The organism is Hymenobacter psoromatis (assembly GCA_001596155.1).
Lineage (GTDB): Bacteria > Bacteroidota > Bacteroidia > Cytophagales > Hymenobacteraceae > Hymenobacter.
The window spans coordinates 4,312,208-4,333,544 of the sequence record CP014771.1 but is presented as its reverse complement, the minus strand read 5'-3'; the positions used below and the strand labels follow the sequence as shown (position 1 = coordinate 4,333,544).

The 21,337-nt window shown below is 62.4% G+C and carries 13 protein-coding genes; 10 read left to right on the top strand and 3 right to left on the bottom strand.

What is annotated here, in order from left to right; all coding sequences use genetic code 11:
• The first annotated feature begins 24 nt into the window (after positions 1-24).
• Positions 25-762: a short-chain dehydrogenase gene (locus A0257_18410; GenBank protein AMR28874.1), complete on the top strand. Its 738-nt coding sequence runs from the start codon at positions 25-27 to the stop codon at positions 760-762.
• 213 nt (positions 763-975) lie between these two features.
• Here A0257_18410 and A0257_18405 read toward each other — a convergent pair whose 3' ends face one another.
• Positions 976-1,848 carry a hypothetical protein gene (locus tag A0257_18405; GenBank protein AMR28873.1) on the bottom strand — a complete coding sequence of 291 codons (873 nt, stop codon included), beginning with the start codon at positions 1,846-1,848 and terminating at the stop codon, positions 976-978.
• A gap of 138 nt (positions 1,849-1,986) precedes the next feature.
• Here A0257_18405 and A0257_18400 point away from each other — a divergent pair, with 138 nt between their 5' ends.
• The 8 genes from A0257_18400 (at position 1,987) to A0257_18365 (ending at position 15,783) form a co-directional block, all read left to right on the top strand.
• A complete protein-coding gene (locus A0257_18400; GenBank protein ID AMR28872.1) occupies positions 1,987-2,808 on the top strand; it encodes a phytanoyl-CoA dioxygenase in 822 nt (273 codons plus the stop codon).
• A 194-nt stretch (positions 2,809-3,002) separates the two neighbouring features.
• A complete protein-coding gene (locus A0257_18395) occupies positions 3,003-4,196 on the top strand; it encodes a hypothetical protein (GenBank protein AMR28871.1) in 1,194 nt (397 codons plus the stop codon).
• A gap of 167 nt (positions 4,197-4,363) precedes the next feature.
• Entirely contained in the window at positions 4,364-4,840 is a 477-nt protein-coding gene (locus A0257_18390) for a hypothetical protein (protein ID AMR28870.1), read from the top strand.
• 200 nt (positions 4,841-5,040) lie between these two features.
• The gene (locus A0257_18385) at positions 5,041-6,174 is read left to right on the top strand and encodes a hypothetical protein (protein AMR28869.1); all 1,134 of its coding nucleotides are present in this window, start codon (positions 5,041-5,043) and stop codon (positions 6,172-6,174) included.
• Positions 6,175-6,215: 41 nt separating this feature from the next.
• Positions 6,216-9,599: a hypothetical protein gene (locus A0257_18380; protein ID AMR28868.1), complete on the top strand. Its 3,384-nt coding sequence runs from the start codon at positions 6,216-6,218 to the stop codon at positions 9,597-9,599.
• A 65-nt stretch (positions 9,600-9,664) separates the two neighbouring features.
• Complete coding sequence (locus A0257_18375) at positions 9,665-11,404, top strand: hypothetical protein (protein AMR28867.1); 1,740 nt, start codon at positions 9,665-9,667, stop codon at positions 11,402-11,404.
• A 294-nt stretch (positions 11,405-11,698) separates the two neighbouring features.
• Positions 11,699-14,635: a hypothetical protein gene (locus tag A0257_18370; protein AMR28866.1), complete on the top strand. Its 2,937-nt coding sequence runs from the start codon at positions 11,699-11,701 to the stop codon at positions 14,633-14,635.
• A gap of 194 nt (positions 14,636-14,829) precedes the next feature.
• The gene (locus A0257_18365; GenBank protein ID AMR28865.1) at positions 14,830-15,783 is read left to right on the top strand and encodes a glycoside hydrolase; all 954 of its coding nucleotides are present in this window, start codon (positions 14,830-14,832) and stop codon (positions 15,781-15,783) included.
• Between the two features lie 535 nt (positions 15,784-16,318).
• Here the strand turns inward: A0257_18365 and A0257_18360 are convergent.
• Together A0257_18360 and A0257_18355 are read right to left on the bottom strand one after the other, a co-directional pair.
• Complete coding sequence (locus A0257_18360; GenBank protein AMR29843.1) at positions 16,319-17,218, bottom strand: transposase; 900 nt, start codon at positions 17,216-17,218, stop codon at positions 16,319-16,321.
• Between the two features lie 172 nt (positions 17,219-17,390).
• Entirely contained in the window at positions 17,391-19,448 is a 2,058-nt protein-coding gene (locus tag A0257_18355; GenBank protein ID AMR28864.1) for a 1,4-alpha-glucan branching protein, read from the bottom strand.
• Between the two features lie 243 nt (positions 19,449-19,691).
• On the opposite strand from A0257_18355, the gene A0257_18350 reads away from it, so the two are divergent.
• The gene (locus A0257_18350; protein AMR29842.1) at positions 19,692-21,290 is read left to right on the top strand and encodes a gamma-glutamyltransferase; all 1,599 of its coding nucleotides are present in this window, start codon (positions 19,692-19,694) and stop codon (positions 21,288-21,290) included.
• Positions 21,291-21,337: the final 47 nt, after the last annotated feature.

Sequence of the window (21,337 nt, the reverse complement as noted above, 5' to 3'; positions counted from 1 at the left end):
TTTACTGTTCAATTAGTATTCTTAATGAAAAGAGCACTCATCACCGGGGCCAACAAAAGCATTGGCCTGGAAACGGCCCGGCAGCTGCTCCAGCAGGGCTATTACGTGTACCTGGGCAGCCGCGACCTGGCCAAGGGCCAGCAGGCCGTTGACCAGTTGAAATCGGAAGGACTCACGCAGGTCGAGCCGCTCGAAATTGACGTAACGGACGGCGCTTCGATAGCCGCCGCCCGGCAGGCGCTGGGCCGGAAAACCAACGTGCTGGACGTGCTTATCAACAACGCCGGCATTCTGGGCGCTATGTCGCAGCCGGCCCTCACCAGTAGCATCGGCATGATTAAAGAGGTATTCGGGACGAACCTGTTTGGCGTGATTGAAGTGACGCAGGCATTCATCGACCTGCTGCGGCAGTCGCCCGCGCCCCGGATTGTCAACGTCACTTCGGGCCTGGGCTCGCTCACGCTGCACAACGACCCTTCCTGGAAGTATTACCAGGTGAAAGGCGCTGCGTACCAGCCATCAAAAGCGGCGCTGAACGCCTACACGATTATGCTGGCCTACGAGCTGCGCGACACGCCTTTCAAGGTGAACGCCGTGGACCCCGGCTACACCGCCACCGATTTCAACCACCACAGCGGCCCCGGCAGCGTGCCCGATGCCGCCGCCCGCGTCGTGAAAGCCGCCGTGCTCGGCCCCGATGGCCCCACCAGCCAGTTTTTCAGCGATGACAACGCGCCGGAAACGGGTATCAGTCCGTGGTAAGCACTGGGCTGCTGGCTAGTAGTCAGCAGCCCAGTGCTTTAAGGCTTAGCTGTATAGTTCCGGCAAGTCGTGGGTTGGGTCCTCTATTTAAAGACGCCCGGATTTTGGGCGTCTTTAGCGCAGACAGTCGGCCAGGAGGACACATTTTATAAACCGGCGCGAAAGTCAGCGGCCAAACCTGCCCGATGATTTGCCGGCAATGTATAGTTATTATCAAGAGTATAAACCTTGCTGAAACGCGCGCCGGTATTGCAACGGACTGCGCTGCAACTGGGCTTTGAAGAGCTTGTTGAAGTACGAGACATCCCGAAAGCCGCTGTCGTAGCAAACTTCCGCCACGGGCTTGCTGGTGCTTACCAGCTGCTGCGTGGCGTACTGCAAGCGGTATTCGATGACGGTTTCGATAAAGGTTTTGCGGGTTAAGGCCTTAAAATACTTGCAGAAAGCATTGGGCGTCAGGTTTGCTACCCCCGCCGCCTGCGCCAGAGTGATGTTATCCTGGAAACGCTCGACTATATAAGCCATTACCCGGTGAAAGCGCTCGCGCTCGGCGGGCGCGAGGGTGCCGGTCTGTTGCTGCGCATCCAGCACTTCGTAGGCCGGGGTGGCGGCCAGTTCCTGCAATAGGCTCAGTAGCAGCAGCAAGCGGCGAAAAGGGTCCGGCTCCTGGCCCAGTTGGCGCAGGGCGGCCCGCAGGTGCTGGCCGGCATCGGGAAAGTGGAGGCCGCTGGCGCTGCGCCGCAGCAGTTGGGCAATGGCCTGCACCTCGGGCTTGCCAAAAAACGACTCGCCCAGGCACTCGTGGGTGAATTGCACCACCACCGACACGGCTTGCTGGCCCCCGACCGGGTCGGGGCCGGTTTTCCAGCAGTGCGGCACTTGCGCCCCTAACAGCACCAAATCACCAGGGCCGTAGTCGGCCACGTGGCTGCCCACGTAGCGCTGGCCGGTGCCCTGCACAATCAGCGTCAATTCGTACTCGGGGTGGTAGTGATAGGGGGCCGTAAAGGCCTCTTCCTCAAAGGTGCGCACCGAAAAGGACGAGGCCCGGTTGGGGGCGATGGCTTCGTAAGCAGCTTTGAGCATGAGTTTATATGGGTGAGAAAGTGGGACAAGAATGGAGCAGTAGGATAATATAAACCAAAAAGTAGCCAATAAAATTATTTTTTTGGGGAAAGAATTGACGGTGCTTTGTCTTCACAAAACCCACACGATTCGTTGATTATGAATATTCCCTTCGATAAGCTTCCCACTCTAGCCGAAATAGAGCCCTTAGCCGCCGCTCAGATTCAGGAATTTCGGACCCTGGGCCACACGCTCACCCGCGGCGTGCTGTCGCCGGCCGAGGTGGCCGCCTACCGCGCCGTGATTGAGCAGGCCGCCGACCGCTACAACACCGAGGCCCGGCCGCTGGCGGCGCGCGATACCTACGGCAAGGCTTTTTTGCAGATTATGAACCTGTGGCGCGCCGACGAGGACGTGCGTCGGTTCGTGCTGGCCCGGCGCTTCGCGCAACTAGCGGCCGACCTGCTGGGGGTCGAAAACGTCCGCATCTACCACGACCAGGCCCTGTTCAAAGAGCCCGGCGGCGGCCCTACCCCCTGGCACCAGGACCAGTATTACTGGCCCGTGGACACGACCAACACCATCACCATGTGGATGCCGCTGGTGGATATCGACGTGGCGATGGGGATGCTCACCTTCGCCTCGGGCTCGCACCACCAGGGCGAGGTGTTCGACTACGAAATCTCGGACGATTCGGCGGCGGCCTATGAGGACTACGTGCGGGCGCAGGGCTTCCCGATTGCGCAGGCAGCCACTATGCGGGCCGGCGACGCTACCTGGCACTACGGCAACACTATTCACCAGGCACCGGGCAACGCGTCGGCCCAGATGCGCGAGGTGATGACCATTATCTACGTCGCCGACGGGGCCCGCGTGGTAGCGCCGGCCCACAAATGGCAGCACAACGACCACGCCAAATGGCTCCGGCACCTGCCCGCCGGGGAGCTAGTGGCATCGGAACTTAACCCGCTGGTATTGTGAGGGTAGCGCGGACTTTGCAGTCCGCGCTACCCTCACAACTGCCACTACTCTTTCTCTCCTTTTATCCCACCCGCCCAATGCTCACGCTGCTCAAAAAACGCTGGTCGAAACTTTCGTCATCGGTTCTTACAAATCTTCCCTACCCCCTCGGCCGCGGGCGAAGGGCCTGCCTCGGTGGGCTGCTGGCCGTGCTTTTGGTGAGCGGCGGCGCACTGCCGGCCGGGGCGCAGGCAGTGGCCCCGCCGCCGGCTGCCGCCGGGCAATGGCCCACCGCCAAGGCCTGGGCCTGGTATAATCAGCAGCCCTGGCCCTGCGGCTTCAATTACATCCCGGCGAACGCTATTAACTACACGGCGATGTGGGACAAAACCAGCTTTTCGCCCGCGGTCATTGACCGTGAGCTGGCGCTGGCGGCCAAAACCGGCTTCAACTGCGCGCGGGTGGTGCTGCAATACGCCGTGTGGGCTGATGACCCGGCTTATTTCAAGCAAACCTTCGGCCGGTTCCTGGCCATTGCCGATAAGCACCACATTAAGGTGATGCCAGCCTTGTTTGATGACTGCGTATTCAACGACCAGGTGGACCCCAAAATCGGGGTGCAGCCCGAGCCGGTTATCGGCTGGTACGCCTGGGCGTGGTCGCCGAGCCCCGGCCACACGATGGTGGCCGACACGACTTCCTACCCCCAGCTGGAAAAGTACGTGACGGACGTAATGGGAGCCTTTCGCACCGATAAGCGGCTGTTTGTGTGGGATTTATACAACGAGCCGACCAATGGCGGCCTGGGGGCCAAGAGCCTGCCGCTGGTGCGCGGCGTGTTTCGCTGGGCGCGCGCCGTGAACCCGGTGCAGCCCATTAGCATCGGCTACTGGTCGGACAACGCGGCGCTGGCCCGGCTGATTGAGGCGAACGCTGACATCACCACGTTTCACAACTACGGGAAGGCCGAAAGTATGCAGCAAGCCGTGGCCAAATTCGCGCAATTGCGCCGGCCGATGATTTGCACCGAGTGGCTAAACCGGCCGCGCGGCTCGGTGGTGGAAACCGTGCTGCCCGTGCTGTACGAGCACAAAGTGGGCGCGCTGGGCTGGGGCCTGGTCAACGGCAAAACGCAGACCCACCTGCCCTGGGGGCACCGGCCGGGCGGCCCCGAGCCCACCGTGTGGCAGCATGACCTCTACCATACCGACCTAACGCCCTACCGCCCGGAGGAGCTGGCCGAATTCGCCCGGCTCATCAAAGATTCTAAAACCAAAGCCTACCAGAAGCAGCATGCCCAGGCAGCTAACATGCGCCTAACCAACGAATTATCCGATTTCACTTTTTCTACCCCCCTTATTTTCTTTAGAGACGAAACGCCCTATAAGTTGGCTTTTTTAGCTAACTAGCAGCGCGAAATCGTCACCTTTTTTAAAAAGAAAAAGTATTATCCAACTAGGCATTAATCGCTCCTTACTTGTCAACTCTACCACTGTGGGCTGCCATTCGGCAAGGGGATGAGCGGGCGTTTACCGCGCTGTTTCGGGAGCAATACCCGGCGCTTTACAACTACGGGATGCGGCTGGTGGGCGAAGAGGAACTCGTGCGCGACAGCATCCAGGAAGTGTTTCAGAAGCTCTGGGAGCGCCGCGCCACCCTGGCTTCGGTGGCGGCCGTGAAGCCCTATCTGTTTAAGGCTCTGCGCTATGGCATTAGCGACACGCTTAAGAGCAGCCAGCGCCGCAATATTCGCCAGCGGTTATACTATGAAGAAGAATTTGAGGTAGATTACTCCCCGGAGGATTTTTTGCTTGCCGAGCAGTTCAACCACGCGCAACGTGCGCAATTGCTGGCCCTGCTGAACGCCCTACCCAGCCGGCAGCGGGAAGTGCTGTATCTCAAATATTTCGATAACTTCTCTTACGAGAAGACTTCGGAGGTAATGAACCTGACCGCCCAATCGGTGCGCAACCTTATCTACCGCGCTATCAAGGCTTTGAAAGCGTTGCTGACGGTCTTCATGCTCATCCAGTTATTCCTGGCGCGCGGCTAGGCAGTAGCGCGAACTTTCCAGTTCGTGCGCGAGCGCAGCGAGCATCGTCGTTCGCATCGTGTGGTGCCGCCTGTTCGCGGTGCTCGCGCGCGCTGGGAAAGTTCGCGCTATTGCCACCTGATACCACCGGCGGAAAATAGCCGCCGGAAAAAATTTCTCAAATTTTTTCCGGCGCGTGGGTACAACTGCCCGAGCGCGTCGTGGTAGGAGAACAGCCTGACTACCCCCTCCCACCCTACCCCCTCTGCATAGCCCTCGACTACACTAGCTTTCAGGCGGAGGATTTTGTGCTGGATGACTCCTTTCAGGCGTATGCCACCGGCACGGATGCGGCCGCCGCGCAGTTTTGGCAAGGCTGGCTGGCCGCGCACCCGCCGCAGCAGCCCGCGGCCGAGCGGGCGCGGCAGCTGGTGGTGGCGCTGGGCCAGGCCCAGGCGCGGCCGGTAGCCAGCCAGCAAATCGAAGCGGATGTGCAGCGCCTGCACCGGGCCATGCGGCGGCCAGCCGCCGCGCCGCAGCTACGGACGCGGCGGCGCAAACACCTGCTGGCGAGCTTATTGACTTTATTGATAATGCTGGGGGTAGGCTACTGGCTGTGGCCGCCCTACGGGCTAGCTCCGGTGCGCTATGCCACCGGGGCAGGCCAGCGGCGCACGGTGCGCCTGCCCGATGGCTCGGTGGTGGTGCTCAACGGCAATTCGCGCCTGACCACCGCCGCTACCTGGAATGCCCAGGTGCCGCGCGAAGTATGGCTGGAGGGCGAAGCTTACTTTCAGGTTCGCCACTTGAGCCGCGTGCCGGGGCAGGCCATCCGGCAGGCGGGGGGCAATGCCAAGTTTATCGTCCACGCCGGCCGGCTGGAAGTAGCCGTGCTGGGCACCACGTTTAACGTCCTCAACCGCTCAAACGGACTTAACCGCGTGACCCTGAACTCGGGCCGGGTGCTGGTGGACTACCCAACCTTGTTGGGGCACGAAGCCGCGCTGATGGCTCCCAATGAACTGGTGGAAGTCAGTGCCCAGGGCCACCGTTTGCGGAAAAGTGCCGTGGTAGCAGCCCGCTACTCGGCCTGGGTAGGCGGCACGCTGCACTTTGACCATACGCCGCTATCAGATATTATCTACCTGCTCCACGATACCTACGGGCTGAACATCACGGTGGCCGACCCGGTGCTGTTGCGCCAAACGGTGACGGGCTCCTTACCCAGCCAAAACACGGATATCCTGCTGCAAACCCTGGCCGAGTCGCTGGGGATGCGCGCCGAGCGCAGCGGCCAGAACGTGCGCCTCCTACCCCTGCGCCTGCCGGCGAAGGCAAGCCCTGATGGCAGCTAACTGCTTGTTTATCTTTTTTTTATCCTTCTTTTACTTCCCACATGCACAACTTTACCGTCACTATGGGCGTGCTGGGCGTGCAGGCCCGGCCAACGCAGGCGCAGGGCCAGTATGCCCTTTTGGCCCCCCCGCAGGCCGGCGGGGCAACCCAGGTTACTACCCCCCCGCTAGCGGCGCAATCGCTCAAGAGCGAGCTGCGGGAGCTGGAAGCCACGCAGGGCGTCACCTTTTTTTACCTCGACCAGTTAGTGGAGGGAAAAACCTTGCCTAAAACCCGGCCGACCTTCGCCACCTGGCAGGAAGAGCTGCATTACATCCTGGCAGAAAGTCACTTAGAATACAAAAAGGTGACCGATGCGCTCTACGTTATCTTGCCCGAGTCAGCGCCGGGGCTGCCGGTAGCGCCGCCCGCTACGTTGGCCGGCCTCTCGCTCGCTACCCCGCGGGCGGCGGCTACCATTCCCGTTACCGGCCAGGTGACGCAGGCCACCGGCGAGGGATTGCCCGGCGTGACGGTCATTGTGAAAGGCTCCAGCCTGGCAACCGGCACCGACGCGACGGGCCGGTTTGCGTTCAGCGTGCCCGAGGGTAGCGTGCTGGTGTTCAGCTTCGTAGGCTTTACGTCGCAGGAGCGGGCGGCTACCAGGGAGCTCATGACCGTGGTGCTCGACGAGAACCCGCAGGCGCTCGATGAGGTGCAGGTGGTAGGCTACGGCACCCAGAAGAAAAGCCAGGTGACGGGGGCCATCTCGACCGTGACCGATGAGCATCTGCACGACGTGCCGGTGGCCAACGTGGGCCAGGCCCTGCAAGGCCGGGCGGCGGGCGTCACGATTTCGAGCGCCAGCAGCTCGCCGGGGCAGTCGCCAATCATCCGCATCCGGGGCAACCGCTCCGTCTCGGGTTCCAACGACCCGCTGCTGGTGGTGGATGGCGTACCCTACGACGGTAGCCTCAACGACCTGAACCCCGACGATATTTCTTCGCTCGAAGTGCTGAAGGATGCTTCGTCCACGGCCATTTATGGGGCGCGGGGGGCCAACGGGGTTATTCTCATCTCGACCCGGCGCGGCAAAACGGGGGCTGCCAGGGTTACCTATAGCGGCTACTACGGTCAGAAAGACGTGTACGGGCGCTTCGACCTGCAAAACGGGCAGCAGTACTACAACTTTCGCCTCCAGAGCTTTCTGGCGCAAAACCCGGCCTACAATCCGACTACCACGGCTTCTTTCCTGACAGCGGATGAGCGGGCCAACTACGCGGCCGGAAATACGACGGATTACCAGGATTTGATTTACCAGAAGGGCCACATCCAGAACCACTCACTGAGCCTGAGCGGCGGCACGGAGCAAACCAAGTACTCGGCCTCGCTGGGCTACTACGACGAAACGGGCATCGTGCCCGTGCAGCGCATTCAGCGCTACTCGCTGCGCGCTACCCTCGACCAGCAGATTGGTAAGCGTATTAAGATGGGCATCAACACTTTGAACACGTATACCAACGAGGCGGACCCGAACGTCAACGTTATTAACTACGTGCTGACTACCAGCCCCTTGGCCTCGCCCTACGGCCCTGATGGCTTGCCGGTGCTGTTCCCTAATACTGACACGGCCCTGCCTAATCCCCTCACGCTCTACGTGCCGGATGCCCACAAGGACAGCCGCCAGCGGCTGCGCACTTTTAATAGCCTGTACGGGCAAGTTACTATTCTGCCCGGCCTGAATTACCGCCTGAACCTGGGCCTGGACGTGCGCTCGGAAAACAACGGCAGCTACTACGCTTCGCAGACGCCGCAGCGCATCGCGGGCGTGAACCAGGCTAGCCGCTCCCAGAATTTGGCGTTTAATCTGCTGGCTGAAAACTTGTTGACTTATAACAAGACTTTTGGCAAGCACGAAATTAATTTCACGGGCTTGTACAGCGCGCAGCAGTATAGCTACAGCGAGTTTGGGGCCGTGTCGCAGAACCTGCCTACCAACTACCAGCTCGACAACAACCTGGGGGCGGGCACGCCGACCTCCACCACCAGCACGGCCAACCAGTGGGATATTGTGTCCTACATGGCCCGTGTGAATTACTCGTTTGATACCCGCTACCTGGCCACCATCACGGTGCGCGCCGACGGCTCGTCGCGCCTCGCGCCCGGCAATAAATACAAGGCTTTCCCGTCGGCGGCCCTGGCCTGGAACGTGGTGAATGAGGACTTTATGAAACCCGCTACCTGGGTGAGCAACCTCAAGCTGCGGGCCAGCCTGGGCCGGGTGGGCAGCACCGCCGTGAACCCCTACCAGACCCTGGGGCTGCTGCAATCCAGCCTGGGCAATGGCTATTACAATTACGGGTCGCTGGGGGCGGTGGGCGTGGTGCCGGCCGCCATTCCGAACCCGAATCTGGGCTGGGAATACACCACGACCGCCAACTTCGGCGTGGACTTTGGCGTGCTCAACAACCGCATCACGGGGAGCGTGGAAGTGTATCAGCAGCGCACCAGCGACTTGCTGCTGCCCGATGCGCTGCCGGGGGCCAGCGGCTACACGTCCTTTACGCGCAACAAGGGCCAGACCCAGAACCGGGGCCTGGAAATATCGCTGACCACCGTGAACGTGCGCACGAAGAGCGGCTTTGAGTGGAGCACCGACTGGAACTTCACCATGAACCGCGAGCGCATTCTGTCGCTGGGCCTGGGCACCAACTCGGACGGTAGCGGCGTGAGCGACATTGGCAACCAGCGCTTTATCGGCCAGCCGTTGTTCGTGTTCTACGACTATAAGCAAGCCGGCATCTGGCAGGCCAATGAGGCCGCGCAGGCCGCCGCCTACGGCAGCAAGGTGGGCCAGATTAAGATTGAGGACGTGAACGGCGACGGCAAGATTGACGCCAGCGACCGCCAGATTATCGGCTCGCGCCAGCCCAAGTTTGAGGCCGGCATGACGCAGCACTTTCACTACCGGGGCTTCGACATCACGGCCGTGGGCCTGACCCGCGTGGGGGCCACCATCCTGGACCCGCTGCTGACCGGCGGCACGTTCTTCACCACGTTTGAGGGCCGGCGCAACCAGGTGAACCTCGATTACTGGACGCCGACCAACCCAACCAACGCCTTTCCGCAGCCGCGCCAGGGCAACGGCGACTACCCCCCTTATTCCAACTCACTGGCTTACCAGAGCGGCACGTTCATCAAGGTGCGCAGCATTGACCTGGGCTACACCATTCCGGCGGCCTGGGCCAAGGCCGCGCTGATGAGTTCGGCCCGCATCTACATTCAGGTGCAGAACCCCTACATCTGGTCGCCGGTCAAGTTTTTTAAGGACAACAAAGCCATTGACCCCGACGCGCTTTCCTACTCCAATGCCAGCCTCAACTACGCGGGGGTAAACTACCCGGTTACCCGGTCCTACATCGTGGGCGTTAACCTTGGCTTTTAAGCAGCTGCCGCTCGCGTCGTGCCTGCGTCGCGCCCGATTCTTCCAGTGAAATCCCACCCTTCGAGATGAAAAAATATGTTCTGTTAACCCTCGGTCTGACCGCGTTAGCCGCCGCCAGCGGCTGTAAAAAAGATATTCTGAACGAGAACCCGACCTCCATTCTGACCCCTTCCTTCCTGGGCACTCCGCAGGGGGTAGAGGCGGGCCTGACGGGCACATACTCCGGTTTTCGCTACATATTTGGCAGCGACCTGTATTTGTTCATGACCTCGACTGGCGTAGACGAGTTTATGCGGGGCATAGCCACCATCGACGGCCTGGACGAGTACAACCCTAGCCTGCTCACGCCCTCCAACGCCGGTGCGGTGGCCGGGGTCTGGAACAACCTGTACCGCTACATCAACGATGCCAACGGCGTGCTGCAATACGCCGCCACCGTGCAAGGAATTGCCCCGGCCCGCGTGACGCAGATAGTGGCCGAAACCAAGCTGTTGCGTGCGCAGTATTATTTCGTGCTGGTGCAGCAGTGGGGCGACGTGCCTCTGATGATTACGTTCGTGGACTCGCCCACCAAGGACCTCACCCGCGCGCCGGTGGCCGACGTGTATACCCAGATTATTAAGGACCTGACCGACGCGCTGGCTACCATTGCCGACAAGCCCGCGCAGCCGGGCCGGGTGACGCGCGCCACCGCCCTGCACCTGCTGGCCAAGGTGTACCTGACCCGCGCCACCTCTACGGCCAAGCAGGCCGGCGACTACGCCAGCGCCGCCCAGTATGCTAAAGAGCTGATTGACAACCAGGGCCGCTACGGCGTAGCCCTGGAAGCCGACCCGGCCCGCGTGCATGCCGAGGGTAACGAAAATGGTCCGGAAGTGCTGTTCAACGTGCAGTTCAACGGCGATGCGACTTTTTCGCAGACCGACCCCAACAACTTCACGGCCAATAATGCGTCGCTGTTTCTGTTTCGCAGCCGCTACGACCTCCTGCCCAATATGTCGCGCGACATCAAGAACGGCCGGCCCTTTGCCCGCTTCTGCCCCACGCCCTACGTGCTGAACACGTTTGTGCTGCCCGGCGAAAGCGGGGCCAGCCTGCGCACCACTGACACACGATACAATAAGTGGTGGACAACGGTTTACTACGTGAACACGCCCGGCAACAACGGCGGCAGCACCAAGGCCGTGGTAGGCGACACGGCCACCTGGTACCCCGGCCGTGAGCTGACGGCCGCCCAGCTGGCCCGCATCGCCACGCGCCTGCCGGCTCCCTACAAGGTCATCACGCCCAGCCAGTACACTACGGAGTACTTCCCCACCATGAACAAGTACGACGCCGTGAACCGCACGGGCGTTAATAACCCCTCGCCCCGGCCCTTCATCGTGTACCGGCTGGCCGAAACCTACCTCATCGCCGCCGAGGCGTACTTCTACCTGGGCAACAGCGCGCAGGCCGCCACCTACCTCAACGTGGTGCGCGAGCGGGCCGCCGCCCCCGGCAAAAAGGCCCAGATGGACATCACCGCCGGCCAGGTAAGCCTCGACTTTCTGCTGGATGAGCGCACCCGCGAGCTGGCCGGTGAAAACACCCGCTGGCCCGACCTGGTGCGCACCGGCCAGCTCCTAGCCCGCGTGAAAGCCGACGTGCCCCCCATAATGTCCCGCACCAACCCGAGCGGCACCTACGGCTCGGCGGCAGCGGCTAATATTAAGCCCTTCCACGTGCTCCGGCCCATTCCGCAACCAGAAGTTGACCGCACGCTGGGGCAGCCCGGTGGGGGAATTAAGCAGAATCCGGGGTATTGAGTAGTTGGGGGGTAGGGTTGCCCGGCGCGGACGGGCACCTCACCCCCTAGCCCCCTCTCCCGTGGAGAGGGGGGACTAGCTTTTAGCTCTAGCTCTAGCTCTAATCAACTGTCTTTTAGAAGACTAAGACTAGAGCTAGTTCCCCCTCTCCACGGGAGAGGGGGTTAGGGGGTGAGGTGCCCCGCGAAGGGCGACTGCCCCCTACTCCCACCTCACCCCCTCATCTTCCACTGCCTGTTGTTCCAACGGATGCTCTTACCTAATCCTTTTCCGCCCCAACACCCCGCAAAAGGCTTGCGCCAACTAGCCACGGCAGCCCGGCGGACGGGCAGCAAGCTACTAATCAGCAATGGTTTAGCCCTATTATTAACCATTGCCGGCCCCGGCGTAGCGCGCGCCACGCCAATGGCCCCCATCGTGGTCACGCTCACGGGCGACAAAACGGCCTTCCGCTTAGCGCAGGCAGGCCAGGCCGCCCCCATTTTTGTGGCGGCGGCCGACGCGGAAGTGGTGCGGATTGCCGCGCGGTGCCTGGCCAGCGACGTGGCCAGCGTGGCGGGCACCAAGCCCACCGTATCGACCCAGCCGCCCGGCGCGGCCGACTACGCGGTGTTTATGGGCACGCTGGGCCAGAGTCCGTTGATTGACAAGCTGGTAGCGACACACAAGATTGACGTGGCCGCCCTGCGGGGCCAGTGGGAAGCCTACGCCGTGCTGACGGTGGAAACCCCCGTGCGGGGCGTGAAGCACGGGCTGGTGCTGGTGGGTAGCGACCGGCGCGCCACGGCCTACGCGGCCTTCACGCTGGCGGAGGCGCTGGGCGTGTCGCCCTGGCAGTGGTGGGCCGACGTGCGGCCGGCCCCGCAGGCGGCGCTGTGGGTGCGGGCGGGCGCGCACCAGCAGGCTTCGCCGGCGGTGAAATACCGGGGCGTTTTCTTGAATGATGAGGACTGGGGCCTGCAACCCTGGGCCGCCAAAACCTTCGAGCCGGCGACCAACGACATCGGCCCGAAAACCTACGCCAAGGTGTGCGAGCTGCTGCTACGCCTGCGGGCCAACTACCTGTGGCCGGCCATGCACCCCTCCACCAAACCGTTCAATTTTTACCCCGGCAACAAGGTGGTGGCCGACCAGTACGCCATCGTGATGGGGTCTTCGCACCACGAACCCATGCTGCGCAACACCTACGAGTACGATGAAAAAGCGCTGGGGCCGTGGAACTACGCCCACAACCGCGACCACATCTACCACTTCTGGGACCAGCGCGTTATCGAAAATGGGAAGTACGAAAACCTCTACACCGTGGGGATGCGCGGCCTCAACGACAGCGAGATGCCCGGCGAAAACACCACGGCGGCCAAAATCAAGGTGCTCGAACAGGTATTTGCCGACCAGCGCCAGATGCTGGCCCAGCACGTCAACCCCGACGTGACGAAGGTGCCGCAGGTGTTCGTGCCCTATAAGGAAGTGCTGAACCTGTACCGCAACGGCCTGAAAGTGCCCGACGACGTGAGCCTGATGTGGGTGGATGATAACCACGGCTACATCCGGCAGCTCTCGACGCCCGCCGAGCAAAAGCGCAGCGGCGGCAGCGGCGTGTACTACCACCTCTCGTATTGGGGCGAGCCCGAAGACTACCTCTGGCTGAGCACCACCGCGCCCGCTTTGGTGTGGGAAGAAATGACCAAAGCCTATGACTACCAGGCTCGTACCGTGTGGCTGGTGAACGTGGGCGACCTCAAGCCCGCCGAAATCGACACCGAGTTTTTTATGCGCCTGGCCTGGGACGTGGAGCAATTCCGCGATTTCAAGCAGCTCGATTACCTGCGGGCGTGGGCCGGCCGCACCTTCGGCGCGGCGCGCGGGCCGGCCATCGGGCAGGTGCTCGATACGTACTACCGCCTCAACTCAGTGGTGCGGCCCGAGATGTTGCAGCCCGCCCAAACCGGCTTCAGCGCGGTGGCCTACGGCGACGAAGCCCAGCAGCGGCTCGACGCCCTGGCCCAGCTGGTGCGGCAAACCAACGCCCTCTACGACCAGACCGAGCCTCGCCTGAAGGATGCTTTTTACGAGCTGGTGGCCTACCCCGTGCGCGCCGCCAGCCTGATGAATATCAAGACCTTGCAGGCCGAGCGCAGCCGCCTCTACGCTGCCCAGGGCCGCGCCAGCGCCAACCGCTACGCGGCCGAAGCCGAAGCCGCCTTCGCCCAGATTAAGCAGGAGACGGAGATTTATAACACCCAGGTAGCCAACGGTAAGTGGAACCACATTATGTCGTACCAGCCCCGCGACCGGGCCGCCTACCAAATGCCGCCCGTGGGCCACGTGGCGCCCGGCGCGGGCGCGGGCCTGGGCGTGGCGGTGGAAGGCTCCGCGGCCGTGGTCGCCGACCAGGCCGCCCTACCCCCCTTCCTGGTCGGGACTACCGAGCGGCACTTTATCGACGTGTTCGATACGGGCAGTCAACCGCTGGCCTGGCAGGCCAGCACCAGCGCCCCCTGGATTCAGCTCAGCCAAACCAGCGGCACCACGGCCGACGACGCCCGCGTGTGGGTAAGCGTAGATTGGAACCGCGCGCCGGCCGGGGCCACGCTGGCGGGCACTGTAGCCGTGCGCGGCGCGGGGGGTAGCCGAACGATTAACGTCAGCGCCGAGCGCCCGGCCGAACTATTTGGTTTTCAAGGGTTTATCGAGGAAAACGGGGCCGTGGCCATCGAAGCCGCGCACTTTTCGCGCGCCCAGCCGGGCGCGGCCGCCGCCTGGCGGGTGGTGCCGGGCCTGGGCCGCCAGGGTGATGCCGTGACGCCCCTGCCGGCCACCGCGCCCAGCCTCGACACCACGGCCGCCGCCCTGCGCCAGGCCCCGCGGCTGGAGTACGATTTGCAGCTGTTCACCCCCGGCGCGGTGGCCATCACGGCCTTTTGCCGGCCCACCCACCCCATTCACGCCGGCCGGGGCCTGCGCTACGCCATTGCCTTGAATGATGAAAAGCCGCGCATCGTGGACCTCGAATCGGAAGAATACAGCAAGGTGTGGGCGGGCAATATCCTGCGCACGGCAGCCTTGGGCCAGAGTGAGGCCCGCGTGACCGCGCCCGGCCGCCAGGTGCTGAAAATCTGGATGATTGACCCCGGCGTGGTCATCGACAAGCTGGTGCTCAGCACGCGGCCCCTACCCCCCAGCTTTCTGGGGCCGCCCGAAACGGCGTATCCGGCGGCGGCGTTGAAGTAGCGGCTGTTTGGGACTTTAGAAAAGACCTGATAAGAACGTCATGCTGACGCCAGGAAGCATCTCTACCGCTTCGTTGAACGGCGCGGCTGAAGCGGTAGAGATGCTTCCTGGCGTCAGCATGACGTTCTGTTTTGTTTGTCTGAATTGCTAAACAGGCTCATAGTTTAGCATCCTAAAATCATCTTGCCATCACTATGCTCAACCGCTTACTACCCCTCCTTCTCCTGCTGACCCTGGCGGGCCCGGCCGCGGCCCAAACGCACCCGGCGATGTACTACAGCGACACCACCCGCCAGGGCCGGCCCATCGCTAAAGACCCCAGCGTGGTGCGTTTTCAAGGCCGCTACCTGCTTTACTATTCTGAGCCCGAAACCAAGGAGCAGGGCTGGGGCATTGGCATTGCCGCCTCCACCGACCTGACGCACTGGACGAAAGTCGGCGATATTGCTCCCGAGAAAGAGTACGAGAAAAAGGGCCTCTGCGCGCCCGGCGCGCTGATTAAGGACGGGCGCATGCACTTGTTTTACCAGACCTACGGCACCGGCCCCAAAGACGCTATTTGCCACGCCATATCGGCTGACGGCCTGCAATTTGAGCGCGACGCTTCCAACCCCATTTTCCACCCCACCGGGGCCTGGACGGTCGGCCGCGCCATCGACGCGGAAGTGGTGGCTTTTAAAGACCGCTACTTCCTGTACTTCGCCACCCGCGACCCTTCCTATCAGATTCAGATGCAGGGCGTGGCCGCGACCACCGGCTTGCAAACGGATTTTGGGCGCGCTGCCTGGCAGCAGCTGGCCGACTCGGCCATTCTGCGGCCCCGGCTGCCGTGGGAGAAAAAATGCCTGGAAGGAGCCTCGTGCCTGAAGCGCGGCAAGTGGCTCTACATGTTCTACGCCGGCGCGTATAATAATGAGCCCCAGCAGATTGGCGTGGCCCGCAGCCGCGATGGCGTGCGCTGGACCCGCCTCTCCAATGAGCCCTTTTTGCGCAATGGGCCGCCCGGCAGCTGGAATTCCAGCGAGTCGGGCCACCCCGCCATTTTCCGGGATGACGACGGGCGGACCTACCTTTTTTACCAGGGCAACGACGACCACGGCAAAACCTGGCATCTCTCCAAAGTAGAACTAAACGACTATGGACTGTAAGTCCATAGGTTTGAAAGCGAATGGAATTCGGCGGTTTCGGCTAAAGCCGACTGAAAGAAGCCACTGAAAGTGGGTCGCTTTAGAATAAAATTCTGCTGGCTAAACGCTGGCGTCGGTCATTGAGCAAATAGCAATAACTAACTGACAATCAAAAATTAAACAGCCTTGCCTGAACAAGACCGGCAAAAGTGAGTAGCAACTAAAGTCTTGCCCTAAAGGGCATAGCTTTAACTAGCGTACTTGAAAAGTAAAGTGGAAGGGCGACCGCCCCTACGTGGCCCAAAGCAGCACACAATAACCTGATTGCAAGGATTTTGGGTCGTGTACTGAGCGCGTAAAACGGCGCATGAAATTTACAGGTTGGTATAAAGCCTGAGCACAACGGGCTACCGGGCAAAAAGCCGGCAGCCCGTGCATACCGCCAGCTGAAACGCAAACACCTGACCCCACGCACCCACCTTAAACAGCTGACTCCCTGAGCTATACACCCCTAATAAATTTAAGGGTCATTAGTCACTTGTTATTAGTTTAGGACTTACGCACTCGTCGGTATTAGCGCTGGAATGAGGGGTTTGGCTAGCAACTGGCGCAGATAAGGAGCCCACTGCTGCTGATGGGCTTGGTACAGGGTTTGGGCGGTTTGGCGGGCAAACTGGCGCAAGGACACCCAGGCCAGGTAGCAACAAGCCAAGTGGTTGCGCTGGGCCTGGGCACGGCGGCACTGGCATTTTTCAGCCCCGGTGAGCTGCTTGAAGCTGCGGTGAAACTCTTCCACCTGCCAGCGCGTGCGGGTCGTGACTTCGACGAGTTGCTGGGTCAGGGTGAAGGCGAAGTTATTGGTCACGACCCATTCAATGTCGCCGTTGGCGGCGACCAGCTTGAACAAACGCACCGCAAACGGCACCTGCTTTAAGCGCACTTCCAACCCCGTGCTCCACCCGCCCGGCGGCGGGTCCACTGCGTCCAGGGCTTGATAGCCCGTCTCCTTGTTCGCACTCACCAACCGGTTGCTTTTCAGGGTCGTGAAAAACGTCCAACCGGCGCGGTGAATGCGCTTCAGGTTCTCGCTGCCGCTGTACCAGGCATCGAACAAGAGGGTGCGGGCCTGGATTTTGTCTTCGGCCACCACGTGGGCGAACATGGCCTGGAAATGCTCGTTCTTGCTCAGCGCATCCTGCTGCGGGGCGTACACGCGGTAGTCCAGGGGCAGAAAATCACCGGCCTCCCCACTGCTGTGCACCAGGTTGACCAAGCAGATGCCGGTCACCAAGCCGTGGGCGGCGCCGGAGTACTGGCGCTTGGCCACCTCGATAAAACGGCTGTAGCGCTTGTCCTGCACACTGTCGTCGACGAACAAAAAGGCCTCGGGCGAGTCACTCAACAAGGGTAGCACCAACTCCCGCAACTGCGTGGGTGAGAACGAGCTGCGGCGCAAAAACCGGTTCACTTGGTCGTGGCTCACCTGCGGCAAGTGCTCGGCAAGGTGCGTGCACGTATAATTGCGGGGCGTACTGAGCAGGTACTCGATGTAGGTTGCTTGCGTCACCATTGGGCTAGGCTTTTTCTCAAGTTACCACCAAGTGCGTAAGTCCTATAGTTATTAATCCCTACCCCCTCGCCAGCACCAGGGCCGTGCGGCTGGGCACGTAGAGGCGCAGGCGCGGCGCTTCGGCCGTGCCGCCGCCGCCGAAGGTGTCGTAAATCACCTTTGCATCGAGCCGGGCGAAGCCGCCGAATTCGGGGCGGTCGGTGCTGAGCAGCAGGCGGTAGCGGCCCGCGGCCGGCACCGGAATACCGTAGTCGGAAAAGCTTTCGCTCACGTTGAAGCTGAACACGAATACCAGGCCGGCGCGCTCAAAGGTGAGGACGCGGTTCTCATAATCGAGGTTGAGCAGCGTGGCGGGGCCTTTGGTGAGCAGCTGGCGCTCGCGGGCCACTTGCAGCATGGCGTGGTCGAAGGCCAGCAGCTGTGAGAAGCGCAGGTCGGGGTTGTCGGCCAGGCTCCACTGGCGGCGGGCGAAGTGGTAGCTCCAGTCGTTGCCGGCGCGCGGAAAATCGACCCATTCGGGGTGGCCAAACTCATTGCCCATAAAGTTGAGGTAGGCCTCGCCGCCCGCGCTGAGCGTGAGCAGCCGCATGAGCTTGTGCAGCGCCGTGGCGCGGGCCACCCGCGGGTCGCCGTCGAGCACGCCCATGTTGGTGTAGATAGCCGCGTCATAGAGCCAGTGGCTGAGCGTTTTATCGCCTACCAGCGCCTGGTCGTGGCTTTCGGCGTAGGCCACGGTTTTTTCGCCCGCCCGGCGGTTGGTGAGCTGGTGCCACAGCTCGCCGAGGTCCCAGTCTTCATCGCGCTGGTGCTTGAGGTTTTTAATCCAGAAATCGGGCAGGCCCATCGCCAGGCGGTAGTCGAACCCTACCCCCCCCTCGGCGATGGGACGGCACAGGCCGGGTAGGCCGCTCATGTCTTCGGCGATGAGCAGGGCCGATTTTTTCACCTCGCGCACCAGCGTGCTGGCCAGCATCAGGTACAGAATGGCGTCGTTGTCGGCCTCGGGGCCGAAGTAGCTGTCGTAGCCCCCAAAGGCGTGGCCCTCGCCGTGGTGGTGGTAGAGCATGGACGTGACGCCATCGAACCTAAACCCGTCAAAATGAAACTCTTCGAGCCAGTAGCGCAGGTTGCTGAGCAGAAATTGCTGCACCTCGGGCCGGCCGTAGTCGAACAGCTTGCTGTCCCAGCCGGGGTGGTTGCCGCGCTCGCCCTGGTGAAAATACAGGTTGCCCGAGCCGTCGAAGTCGGCCAGGCCCTCGGCCTCGTTCTTCACGGCGTGCGAATGCACTAGGTCGAGCAGCACCGCGAGGCCGCGCTGGTGGGCCTCGTTCAGGAGGTATTTCAAGTCCTCGGGCGTGCCGAAGCGCGAGCTGGGCGCGAAAAAATTGGCCACATGGTAGCCAAACGAGCCGTAGTACGGATGCTCCAGCACGGCCATCAGCTGGATGGTATTGTAGCCATCGGCCTGAATGCGCGGCAGAATGTGGTCGGCAAACTCGCGGTAGGTGCCGACCCTACCCTCCTCCTGGGCCATGCCCACGTGCGCCTCGTAGATGAGCGGCTGGCCCTTGGTGGCGTTGGCGATGCGAAAGGTCTGGTCGGTCCACTTAAACGGGGTTTCGGGCACCCAGATTTGGGCCGAATAATCTTTAGAATCCTCATCTTGCACGGCGCGGCGCAGGTAGGCGGGCAGGCGGTCCTTGCCCTGGCCGTGGGCGGTCACGTGCAGCTTGTAGCGCGTGCCGGCGGCGGGGCGGCGGCCGTTGGTATCATCCGCAATAAAGCCTTCCCAAATGCCCGTCGCGTCGTCTTTTTGCAGATAATCGGCCTCCCGATTCCAGAAATTGAAGTCGCCGACCAGGCTCACCGATTCGGCACCGGGCGCCCACTCGCGCACCACGTAGCCGCGGCGGCGCGTATCATAATGCAGGCCCAGCCGCTGGTGAGCGGTGGCAAATTTGCTCAGCGAACTATATTCCTTGGTGATGGCGGCCAGGCGGTCGGCCAGGCGCTGCTGGCGGGCCAGCAAAATGGGTTCGTAGGGCTGGAGCCAGGAATCTTCCTGCGTGAGGGCCAGCGTGGGAGCGGGAGCGGCGGCGAGCGTATTGGCAGACATGGAAAAAGGGCAAGGTGAGTGGCCCAAAGGTAGCCAACTACCCGGTTGCCGGGGCTTTATGCCTACTTTGCGGCCATGCACACGATTTCTCGTTTTTCGGCGGCGGCCCTGCTGCTGACCGCGCTGGCCGGCCCGGCCCTGGGCCAGCGAGCCGCGCCCGCCCGCCCAAGTCGCCCTACCCCCTCCGCTCTGGCCAAAGACCAACTGCCGCCGGCCGCCGCGCCCGTGGTGGCGCGCCACGCGCTGGTGGTGTCGGCCCACCCGATAGCCTCTAGGGTAGGCCGCGACATTATGGAGCAGGGCGGCAATGCTTACGATGCGGCCGTGGCTGTGCAGTTTGCGCTGGCCGTGGTGCTGCCGGTGGCCGGCAACGTGGGCGGTGGCGGCTTCATCGTGTACCGTGACCACGCCGGCCCGGCTGGCACGCTTGACTTCCGCGAAACTGCGCCCGCCGCCGCCAGCCGCGACATGTACCTCGATGCCAGCGGCAACGTGGTGCCCGGCCGTAGCACCGCCGGCGCGCTGGCCGTGGGCACGCCCGGCACCGTGGCCGGCATGGAGGCCCTACACAAAAAGCTGGGCAAGCTCCCCTGGGCCAAGCTCGTAGCGCCGGCCGTGCGCCTAGCCGCCCACGGCGTGGCCCTCACCGACAAGGAAGCCGCCGGCCTCAACCGCACGCAGGCCGATTTTATTAAATACAACCCCGGTTCGCCACCCGTATTTGTTCGCCCTACCCCCTGGCAAAAGGGCGATACGCTCAAGCAGCCCGAGCTGGCGGCCGTGCTCCAGCGCGTGCAAAGCCAGGGGCGGGCGGGCTTCTACCAGGGCCGCACCGCTGAGCTGATTTTGGCGGAAATAAAAAAAGGCGACGGCTTGGTTACGCAAAAGGACCTCGACGGCTACCAGCCTAAATGGCGCGACCCGCTGCGCGGCACCTACCGGGGCTACGACGTGATTACGATGCCACCGCCCAGCAGCGGGGGGGTAGCGCTGCTGCAAATTCTGCAAATGCTGGAACCCCACGACTTGGCCAAGCTCGGCTACCACACGCCGGCCGCCGTGGCGCTTATTACGGAGGCCGAGCGCCGCGCCTACGCCGACCGCGCCACCTACCTCGGTGACCCTGACTTTGGCAAGGTGCCGGTGGTCCAGCTGTTGGAGAAATCTTATAATAAGCAGCGCAGCAGCACCCTGCGCCCCGACGGCCAGGCCACGCCCAGCGCCGACATCACGGCCGGCCCCGGCCTGCCGCGCTACGAAAGCGACCAGACCACCCACTACGACATCGTGGATGCCCAGGGCAACGCCGTGAGCTGCACCACTACCCTCAACGGGGCCTACGGCAGCAAAGTGGTGGTGGCCGGCGCGGGCTTTCTGCTTAATAATGAGATGGATGACTTCAGCTCGAAAGCTGGCGTGCCCAACATGTACGGCCTGGTGGGCGGCACCGCCAACGCCATCGCGCCCGGCAAGCGCATGCTCAGCAGCATGACGCCCACCATCCTGGCCAAAGGTGGCAAGCTGGCGCTCGTCACCGGCTCGCCGGGGGGTAGCACTATCATTACCACCGTGTTGCAAAGTATTTTGGCCGTGGTGGACTACGGGGCCAACGCCGAGCAGACGGCCGCCGCCCCGCGCCTGCATCACCAGTGGCTGCCCGACCAGCTCGACGTAGAAGCCGGCGCGCTTACGCCCGCCGCCGAGCAAACGCTTCAGCAAAAGGGCTTTAACCCCAAGCCGCGCAACGCCTGGGGCCGCCTCGACCTCATTCGGGTGCTGCCCAACGGGCAGCTCGAAGGCGGTGCCGACCCGCGCGGCGACGACGCGGCCGTGGGCTATTGAGCCTTTTTGCACTGAGCCGGAAAAAGCCGTATCTTTGCGCCAGAATT